Origin of the sequence: Streptomyces sp. NPDC008121 (assembly GCF_042957155.1) — a bacterium.
Taxonomy (GTDB): Bacteria; Actinomycetota; Actinomycetes; order Streptomycetales; family Streptomycetaceae; genus Streptomyces.
On the sequence record NZ_JBIBHT010000004.1, the window covers coordinates 325,762 to 340,555 of the forward strand.

At 72.3% G+C, this 14,794-nt stretch carries 13 protein-coding genes; 5 read left to right on the forward strand and 8 right to left on the reverse strand.

Features of this window, described 5'->3' with window-relative positions; genetic code table 11:
- Window positions 1–17 precede the first annotated feature (17 nt).
- Complete coding sequence (locus ACFZBD_RS15820; protein ID WP_391140070.1) at window positions 18–845, reverse strand: maleylpyruvate isomerase family mycothiol-dependent enzyme; 828 nt, start codon at window positions 843–845, stop codon at window positions 18–20.
- A gap of 155 nt (window positions 846–1,000) precedes the next feature.
- Here ACFZBD_RS15820 and ACFZBD_RS15825 point away from each other — a divergent pair, with 155 nt between their 5' ends.
- Window positions 1,001–1,810, forward strand: coding sequence for a nitrilase-related carbon-nitrogen hydrolase (locus ACFZBD_RS15825; RefSeq protein WP_391140071.1), 810 nt, complete (start codon window positions 1,001–1,003; stop codon window positions 1,808–1,810).
- Window positions 1,811–1,960: 150 nt separating this feature from the next.
- Here the strand turns inward: ACFZBD_RS15825 and ACFZBD_RS15830 are convergent, their stop codons facing one another.
- Entirely contained in the window at window positions 1,961–2,452 is a 492-nt protein-coding gene (locus ACFZBD_RS15830; RefSeq protein WP_391140072.1) for an LURP-one-related family protein, read from the reverse strand.
- An 89-nt stretch (window positions 2,453–2,541) separates the two neighbouring features.
- Between ACFZBD_RS15830 and ACFZBD_RS15835 the strand changes: the two genes are divergently transcribed.
- Complete coding sequence (locus tag ACFZBD_RS15835; protein WP_391140073.1) at window positions 2,542–4,350, forward strand: thioredoxin-like domain-containing protein; 1,809 nt, start codon at window positions 2,542–2,544, stop codon at window positions 4,348–4,350.
- A gap of 44 nt (window positions 4,351–4,394) precedes the next feature.
- Here the strand turns inward: ACFZBD_RS15835 and ACFZBD_RS15840 are convergent, their stop codons facing one another.
- From ACFZBD_RS15840 to ACFZBD_RS15855, 4 genes are all read right to left on the reverse strand, one after another.
- Window positions 4,395–4,739 carry a hypothetical protein gene (locus ACFZBD_RS15840; protein WP_391140074.1) on the reverse strand — a complete coding sequence of 115 codons (345 nt, stop codon included), beginning with the start codon at window positions 4,737–4,739 and terminating at the stop codon, window positions 4,395–4,397.
- Between the two features lie 131 nt (window positions 4,740–4,870).
- A complete protein-coding gene (locus ACFZBD_RS15845; protein ID WP_391140075.1) occupies window positions 4,871–5,098 on the reverse strand; it encodes a DUF6458 family protein in 228 nt (75 codons plus the stop codon).
- A gap of 53 nt (window positions 5,099–5,151) precedes the next feature.
- Window positions 5,152–6,441, reverse strand: coding sequence for a M18 family aminopeptidase (locus tag ACFZBD_RS15850; RefSeq protein ID WP_391140076.1), 1,290 nt, complete (start codon window positions 6,439–6,441; stop codon window positions 5,152–5,154).
- Between the two features lie 152 nt (window positions 6,442–6,593).
- Window positions 6,594–8,423, reverse strand: coding sequence for an acyl-CoA dehydrogenase C-terminal domain-containing protein (locus ACFZBD_RS15855; RefSeq protein WP_391140077.1), 1,830 nt, complete (start codon window positions 8,421–8,423; stop codon window positions 6,594–6,596).
- A 143-nt stretch (window positions 8,424–8,566) separates the two neighbouring features.
- Between ACFZBD_RS15855 and ACFZBD_RS15860 the strand changes: the two genes are divergently transcribed.
- The 3 genes from ACFZBD_RS15860 (at window position 8,567) to ACFZBD_RS15870 (ending at window position 11,433) form a co-directional block, all read left to right on the forward strand.
- Window positions 8,567–9,070 carry an SseB family protein gene (locus tag ACFZBD_RS15860; protein WP_391140078.1) on the forward strand — a complete coding sequence of 168 codons (504 nt, stop codon included), beginning with the start codon at window positions 8,567–8,569 and terminating at the stop codon, window positions 9,068–9,070.
- Window positions 9,071–9,182: 112 nt separating this feature from the next.
- Window positions 9,183–10,145: a pirin family protein gene (locus tag ACFZBD_RS15865; protein ID WP_391140079.1), complete on the forward strand. Its 963-nt coding sequence runs from the start codon at window positions 9,183–9,185 to the stop codon at window positions 10,143–10,145.
- Window positions 10,146–10,422: 277 nt separating this feature from the next.
- Window positions 10,423–11,433 (forward strand): AI-2E family transporter, encoded by a 1,011-nt coding sequence (locus ACFZBD_RS15870; RefSeq protein WP_391140456.1) that lies wholly within the window; start codon window positions 10,423–10,425, stop codon window positions 11,431–11,433.
- 33 nt (window positions 11,434–11,466) lie between these two features.
- On the opposite strand, the gene ACFZBD_RS15875 is transcribed toward ACFZBD_RS15870, so the two are convergent.
- Both ACFZBD_RS15875 and ACFZBD_RS15880 read right to left on the reverse strand, forming a co-directional pair.
- Window positions 11,467–12,285, reverse strand: coding sequence for an MBL fold metallo-hydrolase (locus tag ACFZBD_RS15875; protein ID WP_391140080.1), 819 nt, complete (start codon window positions 12,283–12,285; stop codon window positions 11,467–11,469).
- Window positions 12,286–12,446: 161 nt separating this feature from the next.
- Window positions 12,447–14,693, reverse strand: a complete 2,247-nt coding sequence (locus tag ACFZBD_RS15880; protein ID WP_391140081.1) for a SpoIIE family protein phosphatase — start codon at window positions 14,691–14,693, stop codon at window positions 12,447–12,449.
- Between the last annotated feature and the right edge of the window lie 101 nt (window positions 14,694–14,794).

A 14,794-nucleotide genomic window follows, 5' to 3' on the forward strand; every position in this document is an offset into this window, starting at 1 on the left:
AGACGCCGGAAGGCCTGCTACCGCGGCGTCACCGCGAAGTTGTCGAGGATCGCCCGCGCCAGCTCCGGGTCGCCCTCGCTCTTGACGCGGTCGGCGACGTCGGCCGGCCGGACCCGCCCGCAGGCGAGCCGTACGTACGTCTCCCAGTCCGTCGCCAGCGTCACCGCGGGCCCCAGCGACGGCGCGCCGTCGACCGAACCGCGCCCCTCGGCGTCCACCCTGACGGTCCGCAGGAACTCGACGGGCCCGTGCACGTCGACGACGACCGCCGAGTTCGCCGGCGCGCCCGCGTCCTTGGCGACGACCTTCGGCAGCGCTTCGAGGAGCACGTCGCGGACGATCAGCGCGGCGGGGGAGTCGAGGTTCCCCGGCTGCCGCAGCGCGGTCCGCAGGTCCTGCTCGTGGACCCAGACGTCGAAGGCGCGCATGCGGTACGCCAGTTCCAGGGTCTGCTCGGCGCCGAGCGGGGCGCGGATCAGGTGGTCGGGCTGCCGGTTCTCGTTGCGCAGCTGCCGGGCGCGGCGGATCAGGACGTACTCCAGCTCCGAGGTCATCTCCGGGCCGGTGTGGTGCCGCCGCACGTCGACCTGCATCTCCATGTAGCGGGCGAACTCGCTGCGCACGTGGTAGAGATCGCGGGGCAGGGAGTGGATGGGGCGAGGGTCGCCGAGCATCTCGCACTCCATGCCGATCACATGGGACACGATGTCGCGCACCGACCAGCCCGGGCACGGGGTGGCGCGGTTCCATTCGCCTTCCACGAGCGGCTGCACCAGCTCGGATATCGCTTCGATGGAGTGGGTCCAGGCGTCGGCGTAGGTCTGAAGGCTGGGATGGACGGTCACGGGACCCCTCGGCGGTTCTGCGGTGCGCGGGCTGAAAACAAGACTGCTTGGGAGGCTCGGACGCTAAGTTACGCTGCCCGAAGGCACCCCGGCAGTGCTTTCGTGTGACGATCGTAGGCCCGTGTTGACGGCTCGAATGCCAGGACGGTGGTAGTGTGCGCGCCTCGCTGATCCAGATCGCAGTAGACCCGGACGAACCGGTGGACGCCCGCCGCGCGCGCGTGGCCGGCCTGGTACGGGAGGAACGCGGCGCCGCCGACCTCGTCGTCCTGCCGGAGCTGTGGCCCATGGGGGCGTTCGCGTACGAGTCCTTCGCCGCCGAATCCGAGCCGCTGGACGGCCCGGCGTACGGGCCGACCTACGAGGCGATGGCGGCGGCCGCGCGGGACGCGGGGGTCTGGCTGCACGCCGGGTCCGTCGTCGAGGCGGCCGGCGGCGCGCTGTACAACACCTCGCTCGTCTTCACCCCCGAAGGCGCCCTCGCCGCCCGCTACCGCAAGATCCACCGCTTCGGCTTCGACAAGGGCGAGGCCGTGATGATGGCGGCGGGCGAGGAGCCGGTGACGGTCGCGCTGCCCGCACTGACCGTCGGCGTCGCCACCTGCTACGACCTGCGCTTCCCCGAGCTGTTCCGGGGGCTGGTGGACGCGGGCGCCCAGGCGTTCGTCGTCCCGGCCGGCTGGCCCGCCCGCCGCCGCGCGCACTGGACGCTGCTGGCCCGGGCGCGGGCCGTGGAGAACCAGGCCTACGTGCTGGCCTGCGGCACGGCCGGCACCCACGCGGGCGTCGAACAGGCCGGCCACTCGATCGTGGTCGACCCGTGGGGCGAGGTGCTCGCCGAGGCGGGACCGGGCGAGGAGACCCTGCGGGTGACCCTCGACCCGGAGAAGGTGACGACGACGAGGGAGCAGTTCCCGGCGCTCAAGGACCGGGTCCTGGGAGTGGCGGCACCGCGCCGGGCCTGAGCCGGCGCGGGGGCGGGTCTGCTGGGGCCGAGGCTTCCGGGGCTTCAGGGAACGGGGCTGCCGGGCTTGAGGGAACGGGGCTTTTTTGGGGGGCGGGGGCGCCGGGGTCGCCGGGCCGCCGGAACGGCCCCGGCCGTCCGCCCGCTCGCGTCAGTCGCCCCGCTCCCGCTCGGCCATGCGGATCACGCACACCGCCACGGCGATCAGCAGCGCCGCGTCGACGTCCTCCCGTACGACGTTCACCGCGTACGTCTCCCGGACGCGGAACCAGCGGCGGGAGATGTGGGCGAGGAGTTCGCCCTCGTACTCGACGATGAACTCCCGGTCCAGGATGCGACCGCTGACGTCCAGCTCCGTGCCCTCGACGAGCGCGACGCGGTAGTGGTTGCGCAGCAGCGAGAGCCGCTTCCGGCGGAGGGTGGCGAGCGGCTCGTCGTCCCGCTCGATCGTCATCGCGTCGCGCAGGCTGAACATCTTCTGCCGCAGCGTGACGAGCACCCGCCCGTCCGGGTCCTTCAGCTCCAGGGTGTCGCGCAGCCGCAGGGCCTTGCCGTCGACGAGGAAGGCGGGGCGGCCGTTCTCGTCCTCGATCCAGTAGTCGTCGCCGATGGCGAAGATTTTGTCCCGTACGAGGTATTTCATGCCCTGAGCCCTTCCCCGGAGGACGGCGCCTCACGCCCGCCCCGGGTGGGGGCCCGACCGGCCGCGCGGCCGGATGGCAAGCTTGAACCATGAACGATGCCGCCCCGGCGCCCACCCCCGCGCCTGCCGCTGCCCGCCGTGCCCGTGTCCGCGCCCCCGAGCTGGTCGGGAAGGGGGGCTGGCTGAACACCGGAGGAGCCGAGCTGACCCTCGCCGATCTGCGCGGAAAGATCGTTCTGGTCGATTTTTGGACCTTCTGTTGCATCAATTGTCTGCATGTCCTGGACGAGCTGCGTGAGCTGGAGGAGCGGCACCGCGACACCCTCGTGATCGTCGGGGTCCACTCGCCGAAGTTCGTGCACGAGGCCGAGCACCAGGCCGTCGTCGACGCCGTCGAGCGGTACGAGGTGCACCACCCGGTGCTCGACGATCCCGAGCTGGTGACCTGGAAGCAGTACGCCGTACGGGCCTGGCCGACGCTCGTCGTCGTCGACCCCGAGGGGTACGTCGTCGCCCAGCACGCCGGTGAGGGGCACGCCAACGCGCTGCGGACCCTCGTCGAGGAGCTGGAGGCCGAGCACGAGGCCAAGGGGACGCTGCGGCGCGGGGACGGGCCGTACGTGCCGCCGGAGCCGGTCGCCGGGGATCTGCGGTTCCCCGGGAAGGCGGTCGTGCTGCCCTCCGGCCGGCTGCTCGTCTCCGACTCCACCCGTCACCAGCTCGTCGAGCTGGAGCCGGACGGCGAGACCGTCGTACGGCGCATCGGCGAGGGCGAGTTCCGCGAGCCCCAGGGTCTCGCCGTGCTCCCCGACGGCAAGGTCGTCGTCGCCGACACCGTCCACCACGCGCTGCGCACCTTCGACCCGGCCACCGGCGCGATCGAACTGATCGCCGGGACCGGACGGCAGTGGTGGCAGGGCTCCCCGACCTCCGGACCCGCCCTGGAGGTCGACCTGTCCTCGCCGTGGGACGTGGCCTGGTGGCGGGGCAAGGTGTGGATCGCCATGGCCGGTGTCCACCAGCTGTGGACGTACGACCCGGAGACCGGGACCGTGCGGGTCGCCGCCGGCACCACCAACGAGGGCCTCGTCGACGGCCCGGCCGCCGAGGCCTGGTTCGCCCAGCCCTCCGGGCTCGCCGCCACCGATGACCGGCTCTGGGTCGCCGACTCCGAGACCAGCGCCCTGCGCTGGGTCGACACCGCGGACGTCGTGCACACCGCCGTCGGCACCGGCCTCTTCGACTTCGGCCACCGCGACGGCGCCGCCGGCCAGGCGCTGCTCCAGCACCCGCTGGGGGTCACCGCCCTGCCCGACGGTTCGGTCGCCGTGAGCGACACGTACAACCACGCCCTGCGCCGTTTCGACCCGGCCACCGGCGAGGTCACCACCCTCGCCACCGATCTGCGCGAGCCGGCCGACGCCGTCCTGGTCGGTGACGACATCGTCGTCGTCGAGTCCGCCCGGCACCGGCTGACGCGGCTGCGGCTGCCGGAGGAGGCCGTACGGGTCGAGTCGGTGGCCCACCGCACCCGCCGCGAGGCGACCGACGTCGCCCCCGGGCGGCTCCGCCTCGACGTCGTCTTCCAGGCGCCGACGGGGCAGAAGCTGGACGAGCGGTACGGTCCCTCCACCCGGCTCCTGGTCTCCTCGACCCCGCCCGAGCTGCTGCTGGGCGGCGAGGGGACGGGCACGGACCTCTTCCGCGAGCTGGACCTCAACCCGGAGGTCACCGAGGGCGTGCTGCACGTCTCGGCGATGGCGGCGTCCTGCGACGACGACCCGGCGAACGAGTACCCGGCCTGCCATGTCCACCAGCAGGACTGGGGTGTTCCGGTGAAGGTCACGGCGGACGGCGCCGCCCGGCTCCCGCTGATCCTGGCCGGTATGGACGCCTGACGGGTGCGGGTGGCCGCCGGCGCCCGGGGCTCCGAACGGTGGCCTCAGGGCAGGATGCCCTGGTTCCTGGACGGGCGGTCCGCCGCGCCGTCCAGGCAGCCGGCCACCCAGGCGGCCGGGTCGTGGGCCGAACGGTCCCCGCCCATGCCCCGCCGCTCCATGGCCGCGCACTCCCCGGCCAGCAGGGCGCGCGTCCGCTCCCCGGTCATGTCGTTCTTCCGGATGCGGACGGCCTGGAGGTAGCCGCCCTCGTAGGCGATGTCCGTGCCCCAGGGCGGGCGTTCGTCGAACTCGGCGATGCCGAACGCCGCGACCGCCGTGCCGAGCAGCACGGCGGTCGCGGCGCCGGTGAAGAACTTTCCCCGGGGCGGGCCCTCGTGACGATCCATGAGCCGGATCGTGTCGCGTGGGGCCTTTCCCGGATGTTTCGCGTCTCCCGGTACACGCGGACCGGCACACAGCGGTGTCGGTCCGCGTCTCCCGGTTCACGCGGACCGGCACAGAGCGTGTCGGTCCGGTGTCAGTAGCCGCGCCGAGTGGGGTCGTCGTCCACGACGGTGGGCGCCACCGGCGGTACGATCGCCCGCCGGCGCCGCGCGATGCTGGTGAAGGTCGCGACGCCGATGAGGCCGACCGCCATGAGGATCAGTCCCACGAGGTCGAGGTTGACCCCTTGGACCTCCCAGTCCGTCGCGAACGTGAGAATCGCTCCCACGGCGATGAGGATGATGCAGCCACCGAGGCCCATGAATCCCGCCTCCTCCTGAGGTAGTTGGGATCGGTTACCCCGGTTGTCGGCCGCTATCCCTCCAGGAACGCCACCAGCGCGTTGGCGAGCAGGAACGGGTCGTCCGCGCCGCAGAGTTCGCGGGCGCTGTGCATCGACAGGCAGGCGACGCCGATGTCGACCGTGCGGATGCCGTGGCGGGCCGCCGTGATCGGGCCGATCGTCGTGCCGCAGGGCATGTCGTTGTTGGAGACGAAGGACTGCCACGGCACGCCCGCCTTCTCGCAGGCCGCGGCGAACACCGCCCGGCCGCTGCCGTCGGTGGCGTACCGCTGGTTGACGTTCACCTTGAGGATCGGGCCGCCGTTGGGGCGCGGGTGGTGCGTCGGGTCGTGGCGCTCCGCGTAGTTGGGGTGGACCGCGTGGCCGACGTCGGAGGAGAGGCAGACGGAGCCGGCGAAGGCGCGGGCGCGGTCCTCGTAGGCGCCGCCGCGGGCGTAGACGGAACGCTCCAGGACGTTGCCGAGGAGCGGGCCCTGGGCGCCGGTGTCGGCCTCGGAGCCGTTCTCCTCGTGGTCGAAGGCGGCGAGCACCGGGATGTACGCGAGGTCCTCGCGGCCGGCGACGGCGGCCAGCGCGGCGACGCCGGCGTGGACGGAGATCAGGTTGTCCATGCGCGGTCCGGCGACGAGTTCGCGGTCGCGGCCGAGGTAGGAGGGGGCTTCGATGGCGTGGACCATCAGGTCCCAGCCGCTGACGTCCTCGGCGTCGACGCCCGCCTCTTCGGCGACGAAGCGGATCAGGTCGCCCTCGTGGACCTGGCCGAGGCCCCAGATGGGCTGCATGTGGCGCTGGCGGTCGAGCTTGAGGCCGTCGTTGGCCTGGCGGTCGAGGTGGATGGCGAGCTGCGGCACGCGGAGCACGGCGCGGTCGACGTTGACCAGGTGGTGGCTGCCGTCCCGGAGGGTGAGGCGGCCCGCGAGGCCGAGGTCGCGGTCGAGCCAGGTGTTGAGGAGCGTCCCGCCGTAGACCTCGACGGCGACCTGGCGCCAGCCCTGCGCGCCCATGTCGGGCTCGGGCTTCACGCGCAGGTTGGGGGAGTCGGTGTGGGCGCCGACGATGCGGTACGGGGTGTGGGGCGTGGCGCCCTCCGGTACGTACCAGGCGATGAGCGCGCCGCCGCGGATGACGTACTGCCCGCCGGTCGTCCCGTCCCAGGCGGCGGTCTCCTCGACCTGTCGGAAGCCGGCCTTCTCAAGGCGTGAGGCGGCGTTGGCCACGGCGTGGTAGGGCGACGGGGAAGCCGCCAGGAAGGTCATCAGGTCGTCGGTGTGGCCGCGGTCGAAGCGGGCGGTGCTCGTCATGGGTTCACCATACGCACGCCCCGGAATGCGGCGCCGGGGCCCCGAAAGGCGGACCGCCGCGGCCCTGGTTCGGGCCACCCACGCCCCCCAAGCCGGAACGGCCCGCCCCCCTCCCCGGGGACGAGCCGTTCCGCGATGGACGTGGCGCGCTACTAGAACGCGGCCTCGTCCAGGTCCATCAGCGAGCCGTCGACGGCCTCGGCGAGGGCGCGCTCGGTGCCGACGCCGGGCAGGACGTTGGCGGCGAAGAACTTCGCGGCCGCGATCTTGCCGGCGTAGAACGCCTGGTCCTTGGCGGAGGCGCCGGAGGCCAGCTTCTCGGCGGCGACGGCCGCGCCCTTCAGCAGGAGGTAGCCGACGACGACGTCGCCGGAGGCCATCAGCAGGCGGGTGGTGTTGAGCCCCACCTTGTAGATGTTCTTCACGTCCTCGCCGGTCGCGGTGAGGTCGGTGAGCATCGCGCCGACGATGCCCTCCAGGTCCACGGCGGCCTTGGCGAGGGCGTCGCGGGCGGGCGCCAGGTCCTCGCCGCCGGGGCCGACCGCGAGGAACTTCTTGATCTCCTCGGCCAGCGTGTTCAGGGACGCGCCCTGGTCGCGGACGATCTTGCGGAAGAAGAAGTCCTGGCCCTGGATGGCCGTGGTGCCCTCGTAGAGGGTGTCGATCTTGGCGTCCCGGATGTACTGCTCGATCGGGTACTCCTGCAGGAAGCCGGAGCCGCCGAAGGTCTGGAGCGACTGCGCGAGCTGCTCGTAGCCCTTCTCGGAGCCGTAGCCCTTGACGATCGGGAGCAGCAGGTCGTTCAGGCCGTTGAGGGCCTTCGCGTCCTCGCCCGCCGCCTCCTTGAGCTGGATGGCGTCCTGCACGGCCGCGGTGTAGAGGACGAGGGAGCGCATGCCCTCGGCGTACGCCTTCTGCGTCATCAGCGAGCGGCGGACGTCGGGGTGGTGCGTGATGGTGACCTTGGGCGCGGCCTTGTCCATGAAGTTCGCCAGGTCGGTGCCCTGGACGCGCTCCTTGGCGTACTCGAGGGCGTTGAGGTAGCCCGTCGAGAGGGTGGAGATCGCCTTCGTGCCGACCATCATGCGGGCGAACTCGATGATGAGGAACATCTGGCGGATGCCGTCGTGCTTGTCGCCGATCAGCCAGCCCTTGGCAGGGTGACGGTCGCCGAAGGTCATCTCGCAGGTGTTGGAGGCCTTGAGGCCCATCTTGTGCTCGACGTTGGTGGCGTAGACGCCGTTGCGCTCGCCCAGCTCGCCGGTCTCCCAGTCGAAGTGGAACTTCGGCACGAGGAAGAGTGAGAGGCCCTTGGTGCCGGGGCCGGCGCCCTCGGGGCGGGCGAGGACGTAGTGGAGGATGTTCTCCTCCATGTCGTGCTCACCGGAGGTGATGAAGCGCTTCACGCCCTCGATGTGCCAGGAGCCGTCCTCCTGCTGGACCGCCTTCGTGCGGCCGGCGCCGACGTCCGAGCCCGCGTCGGGCTCGGTGAGGACCATGGTGGAGCCCCACTGGCGCTCGACGGCGATCTGCGCGACCTTCTTCTGCGCCTCGTTGCCCTCGTTGAAGAGGATGCCGGCGAAGGCGGGGCCGGAGGAGTACATCCACACGGCCGGGTTCGCGCCGAGGACCAGCTCCGCGTAGGCCCAGATCAGGGAGCGCGGGGCGGTGGTGCCGCCGATCTCCTCGGGGAGGCCCAGACGCCAGTACTCGGAGTCCATGAAGGCCTTGTACGACTTCTTGAAGCTCGCCGGGACCGGGGCGGTGTTGGTCTCGGGGTCGAAGACCGGGGGGTTGCGGTCGGCGTCGGTGAAGGACTCGGCCAGCTCGTTCTCCGAGAGGCGGGTCAGCTCCTCCAGCACGCTCTTGGCGGTCTCGACGTCCATCTCCTCGAACGGACCGGTGCCGTACACCTTGTCGCGCCCGAGGACCTCGAAGAGGTTGAACTCGATGTCGCGGAGATTCGACTTGTAGTGCCCCATGGCGACGGCTCCGTAAGGATCGGGGAGGCAGGTTCCTCGTACACGTACCAGCGAGTAGCAAAACGCTGACTCCGATGATGCTACCCGTCGGTAATAAGAGCAACCCCTCTCGGTACATCTGTGACGCAGTAGGCTCGTGGCCCATGTACGGCTACGACCAGAATCCGGGCGGACAGCAGCAGTACGCCCCGCCTCCGCAGCAGCCGATGCAGGGCGGAATGCAGGGTGGGATGCAGGCCGGCATGCAGGGCGGGTACGGCCAGCAGGCTCCGCTGTACCCCGAGCCGTCGCCGCCCTCCCTCGCCGACGCCGTACGGGCCTTCACGACCGGATCCCTGGCCGCCGAGGACTTCCAGCAGATCTTCGCGACCTCGAAGGTCTACTGCCCCCGGGGCGACAACCCCGGCTTCCTGGCGCTGCACAACACGCAGCAGCCGGTCATCCCGATGTTCACCTCGCTCAAGGAGCTGAGGCGGTATGCGGGCAAGGAGTCGAAGTACTTCGTGATCACCGGCGCCGAGGTGATCGACCTGCTGCCGACCGGCTACGGCTTCGTCCTCGACATGGAGGGCGACCACCGGATGGTCTTCGACGCGAAGGCCGTGGAGCAGATGGTCGACTTCGCCATGCGGCGGATGTACGGCTGACACGACCGCGAGCTACGGGTGCGCCCGGGAGGAATTCCTCCCGGGCGTTCCGCGTTCCGGGTGGCAGGAAGTTCATTGTTCAACTAAACTGGTCGCACAAGGAGGTCCCGCCATGCCCGCCGTGACTGTCGAGAACCCGCTCACCCTGCCGCGCGTCGCCGCCCCGGCCGACGCCACCCCCCGCCCCGTGCTCGCCGTGACCACGGCGCCCTCGGGCTTCGAGGGCGAAGGATTTCCCGTGCGCCGCGCCTTCGCCGGGATCAACTACCAGTACCTCGACCCGTTCATCATGATGGACCAGATGGGAGAGGTGGAGTACGCCCCCGGCGAGCCCAAGGGGACGCCGTGGCACCCCCACCGCGGCTTCGAGACCGTCACGTACATCATCGACGGGACCTTCGACCACCAGGACTCCAACGGCGGTGGCGGCACCATCACCGACGGGGACACCCAGTGGATGACCGCCGGCTCCGGACTGCTCCACATCGAGGCCCCGCCGGAGTCCCTCGTCGTCAGCGGCGGGCTCTTCCACGGCCTCCAGCTCTGGGTGAACCTGCCCGCCAGCGACAAGATGATGGCCCCGCGCTACCAGGACATCCGCGGCGGCCAGGTGCAGCTCCTCGCCTCGCCCGACGGCGGCGCGCTGCTGCGCGTCATCGCCGGCGACCTGGACGGCCACGCGGGACCCGGCATCACCCACACCCCGATCTCGATGATCCACGCCACGGTCCGGCCGGGCGCCGAGGTCACCCTGCCCTGGCGCGAGGACTTCAACGGCCTCCTGTACGTCCTGGCCGGGCGCGGCTCGGTCGGTGCGGAGCGGCGGCCGGTCCACATGGGCCAGACCGCGGTCTTCGGCAAGGGCGGCTCGCTCACCGTCCGCGCGGACGAGAAGCAGGACGGGCACACGCCCGACCTGGAGGTCGTCGTCCTCGGCGGCCGGCCGATCCGCGAACCCATGGCCCACTACGGCCCGTTCGTCATGAACAGCCAGGCGGAGCTGCGCCAGGCCTTCGAGGACTTCCAGGCCGGCCGCCTCGGCACGATCCCGGCGGTCCACGGGATGGGCGAGTAGGGGGGCGGTACGGGGGCGGTACGAGGGCGGGGGGCAGGTCCCGGGGGGCCTCCGGGGCCGCCCTGCCCCAGCCCCTGCGTGCCTCAAACCCCCGGTCTGACGAGGCGTCACCCGCGCGGCCCGTCCCGCGGAGCGGCGCCCGTCCCGGCGTGATCGGCTGGGGGGCGTGCCGCAACCGTCCGAACCGTCGCCGCATCCGCCGGAGCCCCCGCCGTCCGCGCACCGGCCGCTCCTCCCCGAGGCGGCCCGGCGGGTCGCCGCCTGGTGCGTCGTCGTCCTGCTGCTGACCGGGGTCGCCGCGGTCGGGGTGTGGCTGTGCGTCGTGTTCAAGACCGCCGTCACACCCGTCCTGCTCGCCCTCCTCGGCACCGCGCTCCTCGGCCCGCTCTACCGGCGGCTGCTGCGCATGAAGGTGCGCAGGTCCCTCGCCGCCGCGCTCACCTGCGTCGCCGTCGTCGCGGTCGTCGGCGGCGCCGTCTACATCGTCGTCAGCGCCCTCATCGAGACCGGCGACCAGATCGTCGCCTCGCTGCGCCAGGCCGCCACCGACCTGACCCGCCACCTCGGCGCCGCCGGCACTTCCCTGGACGACCTCGCCGTGAACGCCCAGGAGCTGCTGCGGAAGTTCGGCGGCACCGCCGCCTCCGGGGTGATCAGCGGGCTGAGCGTCGTCGGCGAGATGATCGCCATCGCCGTCCTCGCGCTCCTCCTCGTCTTCTTCTTCCTGCGGGACTCCGACAAGGCGGTCGGCGCCCTGCGCTCCCTCGCCCCGCAGGCCACCGGCGACACCGTCGAGGCGATCGGCCGCCGCGCCTTCGAGGCCGTCGAGGGCTTCATGCGCGGCACCACCTTCATCGCCCTGATCGACGCCGTGGTCATCACCATCGGGCTCCTCGTGCTCCGCGTCCCCGGAGCCGTCGGCCTCGGCGCGCTCGTCTTCGTCGGCGCCTACATCCCGTACCTCGGTGCCTTCATCTCCGGCGCGGTCGCCGTCCTCGTCGCCCTCGCCGACCGGGGCGTCGTCATCGCGCTGTGGGCGCTCGGGGTCGTCCTGGCCGTCCAGGTCCTCGAAGGACACGTCCTCCAGCCGGTGATCCAGAGCCGTACCGTCCAGATGCACCCGGCCGTGGTGATGCTCGCCATCACGGCCGGGGCGTCCGTCGCCGGCATCCTCGGCATGCTGCTCGCGGTCCCGCTGACGGCCGCCGCGTTCGGCGTGGTCGGCGAACTGCGCGGCCGGTACGGAGACCGGCGGACCGCGCCACCCTCGGAAGCGGACCCCGCCTGAGACCTGTCCGGCCCCCGCCCGGGACCCCGCGGGTCAGGTGGCGGCCGGCATCCCGCCCGGCTCGAAGCCGGCCAGCATCTGTTCCAGCGCTGCCTGGTCGGGCCCGACGAAGGGGTCGGAGTCCGGTGCCATCCCGATTGTGGCGAGGAGCGCGTCGATCATCCGGACGGCCGGCGGCAGATGCGTACTGAGCACGATGTCCGGGTTCATCGCGCGCAGGGGATCGATCGTCGCCCGGTACTTCGCCGCGTCAACGATGTGCACCCACGGACTGTCCACGGTCGCCCAGAGCAGTTGGGCGGCCCGCAGCTCCTCCGGCTTCAGATCGCCGCCGTGCCCGCTCTCCGCCAGCTCGGCGGTGGGCATCGGCCCGCCGAAGCAGTCCGAGCTGAAGCAGATCCGGGTCCTGTCGTCGTAGAAGCCGACGGTGGCCGGGTTGTCGAAGAGCGGCGGCCGGAAGGCGTGCAGCGAACGGTCGCCGACGTCCAGCGACTGGCCCGGGTTGAGGAAGTAGACCCGGTCCGGGGGCAGCGGCCGCTCGGTGGTCATGATCCCCGCGCCGATGAAGGTGGTCACCACCCGTGCCCCGGGCGCGGCGACGAGCAGGTCGAAGATGCCGCCCGTGTGGTCGCGGTCGGGGTGGGTGAGCCAGATCCAGCGGAGGTCGGCGGGGTCGACGACCGAGCCGACCGCGCCGACGAAGTCCCGGTCGGAGAGGGAGAGCCCGGTGTCGACGACGACCGGCTCCTCGGCGGTGAGGACGAAGGCGTTGACGGGGATGTGGCCGATCCCCGGCACTTCGAGGCTGTCGGCCAGGACGGTGGTGTCGCTCCCGACCTTGTGGGTGTCCATGGCGTGCTCCGTGGTCCCCCCGGCGGCCGTACGCTCCCAGTCTCCTCCGCCCGGCCCCACCCCGCGCGGCCACCCGCCGCGTACGCCGTTTCCGTACGCCGTGCCGTGCCCCCGTACGCCGCGCCCTGCCCCGTACTCGTACGGCCGGTAGGCCGCCGTCCCTAGCGGCAGCCGCCCTCGTCCGACGGCGGCTCGTTCAGCTCGAACCAGATCGACTTGCCTTCGCCGCGCGGGTCCACGCCCCAGGCGTGCGCCAGCATCTCCATCAGCACCAGACCGCGCCCCGAGGAGGCCATCTCCCCCGGGTGCCGCTTGTGCGGGAGTTCGTCGCTGGAGTCGGCGACCTCCACCCGCAGGCGGCGCGACTTCTCGTCGCAGGTGACCTCGGCGACCAGGAGCGCGTCGCCGTCCGTGTGGATGAGGACGTTGGTGACCATCTCCGAGACCATCAGGACCGCCGAGTCGACCTGGTCCGCGTCCGACCAGTCGTGCAGCAGCTGCCGCAGATGCCGGCGGGCGGCGGCGATGCGTTCCGGCTCGGCCTGCGCCACGGTCATCATCGTGCGGCGCGGGGCCTCGCGGACGGCACCGCCCTGGCGGGAGAGGAGCAGCAGCGCGATGTCGTCCTCGCGGCGGTCGGCGAGCGGCCCGGTGGTGTGGTGGGAGCCGGGGCCGTGGACGGCCTGGACGAGCTCGTCGGCGAGCTCCTCCAGGGACTCGCCGTCGTGCCGTTCGAGGAGCGTACGGACGCGTTCCCAGCCGCTGTCGAGGTCGTGGCCGCCGGTCTCCAGGAGGCCGTCGGTGCACATCATCAGGGTCTCGCCGGGCTCCAGGGTGAACCGGGTCGTGGGGTAGTCGGTGTCGGGGTCGATGCCCAGGGGCAGCCCGCCGGCGGTGGGCCGCAGCAGGACCGTTCCGTCGGCCATCAGGACCGCCGGATCGGGATGGCCGGCCCGGGCGATGTCGACGATCCCGGTGGCCGGGTCGATCTCCAGGTAGAGGCAGGTGGCGAAGCGGAGCCCGCCCCCGTCCTCCCCGTCGCCGGCGGCGCGGCCGGCGGCGTCCGCCCCGGCCCCGGCCCCGGCCCCGGCCCCGGCTGCGATCCCGATGCCGGTCCCGACCCGGGCGCCGCCGCCGGCTCCGCGCGGGCGGTCGTCGCCGTTGGCCCCGACGCCCGCGCCGCCGTCCCCGTTGGTGATGCCGTAGAGGAAGCGGGAGGCGCGGGAGAGCACGGCGTCGGGCCGGTGGCCCTCGGAGGCGTACGCGCGCAGGGCGATCCGCAGCTGCCCCATCAGCCCGGCGGCGCGGACGTCGTGGCCCTGGACGTCGCCGATGACGAGGGCGATGCGCCCGGAGCCGGGGCCGCCGCCGGGGAGCGGGATCATGTCGTACCAGTCGCCGCCGACCTGGAGCCCGCCGCCGGTGGGGACGTAACGGGCGGCGACCTGGAGGCCGGGGATGCCGGGGCCGAGGACGGGCATCATCGTGCGCTGGAGGCCGAGCGACAGCTCGCGTTCGGACTCGGCGACGCCGGCCCGGGCGAGGGCCTGGGCGAGCATGCGGGCGACGGTGGTGAGGACGGAGCGCTCGTCGGGGGTGAAGGCGACGGGGTGCTTGAAGGCGGCCATCCAGGCACCCATGGTGCGGCCGGCCACGATCAGCGGGAGGTAGGCCCAGGACTGCCTGCCGAATCGTTGCGCCAGCGGCCAGGTCACCGGGAAGCGCCGCAGGTACTCCTCCGGTGTCGGGAGGTAGATCGCCCGTCCGGTCCTGGCGACCTCGGCCGCCGGGTAGTCGGTGTCCAGCGACATGGAGCTGAAGGGACCCTCGTCGCCGGCGTGGTGCCCGTGGTGGCCGATGATCGTCAGCCGGTCGCCCGCCACCCCGAAGACGGCGAGCCCATCGGGCGAGAAGCCCGGCATCGAGAGGGAGGCGGCGACCCGCAGCACCTCGGAGGTGGACCGGGCCTCGGCGAGCGCCCGCCCGGCGTCGAGCAGGAACGCCTCGCGGGAGCGACGCCAGTCGCCGGTGACGGGCGTGCGGGCGGCGGTGCCGGGCTGCGGCTCGGCGACCTCCTGGAGGGTGCCGACGAGCTGGTAGTCGTCCCCCTCGACGAGCGGCTTGGACCGGCTCCGTACGGTACGGATCACCCGGCCGTGCTCGTCCATGATCCGCAGCCGGGCCTCGGCGAGGGTGCCCTCCGCCACGGCTAGGTTGACGACCCCGTCGATCTCGTTCCAGTCCACGGGGTGGAAGCGGGAACGTACGGCCGCCTCGGTGAGCTGGGCGGCCTCGGCGGGCAGGCCGAGGAGCCGGGCCGCCTCGGCGTCGAGCGTGACGGTCCCGGACGCGTTGTCCCAGCGCCACAGGCCGGTCGCGATCGCGGCCAGGACGTCCTCGGTGCGCATTGCCCTACTTTATGAATATCGGACGGCAAGTCGCCACCGAGAGTATTCGAAAAGCGATCTTGGGTGGCCCGGTACCCTTGACGGGCCTGGACACGTCCGGG

What these genes read in the sequence shown, in the direction of transcription:
- ACFZBD_RS15875 (WP_391140080.1), bottom strand. Translation starts at nt 12,285, where the DNA reads ATGGACACCCACAAGGTCGGGAGCGACACCACCGTCCTGGCCGACAGC.
- ACFZBD_RS15860 (WP_391140078.1), top strand. Translation starts at nt 8,567, where the DNA reads ATGTACGGCTACGACCAGAATCCGGGCGGACAGCAGCAGTACGCCCCG.
- ACFZBD_RS15855 (WP_391140077.1), bottom strand. Translation starts at nt 8,423, where the DNA reads ATGGGGCACTACAAGTCGAATCTCCGCGACATCGAGTTCAACCTCTTC.
- ACFZBD_RS15880 (WP_391140081.1), bottom strand. Translation starts at nt 14,693, where the DNA reads ATGCGCACCGAGGACGTCCTGGCCGCGATCGCGACCGGCCTGTGGCGC.
- ACFZBD_RS15840 (WP_391140074.1), bottom strand. Translation starts at nt 4,739, where the DNA reads ATGGATCGTCACGAGGGCCCGCCCCGGGGAAAGTTCTTCACCGGCGCC.
- ACFZBD_RS15850 (WP_391140076.1), bottom strand. Translation starts at nt 6,441, where the DNA reads ATGACGAGCACCGCCCGCTTCGACCGCGGCCACACCGACGACCTGATG.
- ACFZBD_RS15865 (WP_391140079.1), top strand. Translation starts at nt 9,183, where the DNA reads ATGCCCGCCGTGACTGTCGAGAACCCGCTCACCCTGCCGCGCGTCGCC.
- ACFZBD_RS15835 (WP_391140073.1), top strand. Translation starts at nt 2,542, where the DNA reads ATGAACGATGCCGCCCCGGCGCCCACCCCCGCGCCTGCCGCTGCCCGC.
- ACFZBD_RS15845 (WP_391140075.1), bottom strand. Translation starts at nt 5,098, where the DNA reads ATGGGCCTCGGTGGCTGCATCATCCTCATCGCCGTGGGAGCGATTCTC.
- ACFZBD_RS15830 (WP_391140072.1), bottom strand. Translation starts at nt 2,452, where the DNA reads ATGAAATACCTCGTACGGGACAAAATCTTCGCCATCGGCGACGACTAC.